The sequence below is a fragment of the uncultured Campylobacter sp. genome (assembly GCF_937949835.1).
GTDB lineage: Bacteria > Campylobacterota > Campylobacteria > Campylobacterales > Campylobacteraceae > Campylobacter_B.
In genome coordinates, this window is record NZ_CALEDC010000280.1 from 1 (window position 1) to 1,366 (window position 1,366).

General features: G+C 42.8%; 1 protein-coding gene. It reads right to left on the bottom strand.

Translation table 11 applies throughout. From position 1 onward, the window contains the following. The coding region (locus Q0256_RS06290; protein ID WP_297961249.1) for a phage tail tape measure protein at positions 1–1,308 on the bottom strand (1,308 nt) is incomplete at its 3' end. Between the last annotated feature and the right edge of the window lie 58 nt (positions 1,309–1,366).

A 1,366-nucleotide genomic window follows, 5' to 3' on the forward strand; every position in this document is an offset into this window, starting at 1 on the left:
AAAGATCGCTATTTTTAGTAGCAACCATACGGGCTTGAAAATCAAAAATCCCGCTACCGCAGAACTTATAAATTTCGTTAGGGTAGGAAATTCTTTCGCCAGGTCCTGCACCCAAATAGTAAGTCTGCCCAAAGCGTTTGCAAATGCGTTTATAGCCGGCAAAAAGGTTTCGCCTATAATAGCGGCTAAATTTAAAGCGCTAAATTTAAGTCGCTCGATTGCCGATGCGGTAGTATCGAGCTTCGTTTGTAGCTCTTTTTTCATAGATCCCCTTGCCTCATCCGAATAAACGCGAGCTAAGTTTTCTTTCAGAGCGTCCACATTCATCGCAAGAGCGGCTATTTCGTCGTTGAAATTTCCGCCTATCAAATCATAAAGCAAGCCCGATCTCATCTGCTTAGGCGCCTTATTAATTCGGTCCAAGAAATCTACTATCGTACCCTCGGCATCTTTTTGTAGATTGGCTTTAAGCGTTTTTGCATCCAGCCCGATCTGTTTTAGTGCTTCTTGAAATGCCTTGCTTTGACTCTCTGCGGTATCGAGCCTCGTAAAAAGAGCGTTAAGCGAAGTTCCCACCACACTAGTGGCTTTGCCTGTACTTAGCATCGTAGAACTTATAGCAGCGGCTGATTTTTCATTTAGTCCGATAAGATTAGAGTTTGCGGCGATCAAAGAGGTAGCTTCGAATACCTCTTTTGCGTTTACGTTTTCTACGGTATTATCAAGCAAATTTATCGAATCAAATAGCTCATTCATCCTATCTAAATCTTTGATCTTAAAGCCTACCTTCATATTGTTACTAGCTCTACTTAAATCCTCGGCGCTCATTTCAAACGCTGCGGCTCCGGTTGCAAGCATGCGAGTATATTTAAGTAGATCCTCGCCCTTTAAATTTATCTTTCCACCGCCCGAGGCTATCTCGCTTATACGTTCGAAACTAAGTCCCAAAGAGCTAGAGAGGTTGCGCATCTCTCCTTTTAAAATTTGTAGATTTTCGGCGCTATCATCTACGTATTTTTTTACATTTGCAAAGGCTGCCTCATCATCTATGGCAAGCTTGATGGGAAGTGCAAAAATTCCCGTTGCGGCGGCGTTTCTTATGGTGGCAAACTCCGCTATAACGTTACGCCTAGCCTCGCGTAGGCTATGCTGCAGATTAGTAAGCTTTTGATTGTCAAACATCTTTAGCGCTTTATTCGTTTCCGAAATGCTTTCGTTGATCTGCTTAAAACCTTTTTTGAGCTCGCCGAGCTGGGTTATGCCTTTGATTACGAGCCCGATGGTGACGCCCAACGCTTCTTCTTGCATTTTCTCATCCTTTTTGTTATACTACCGCTATGATATTAGATGTTATCTGCCTTATTTT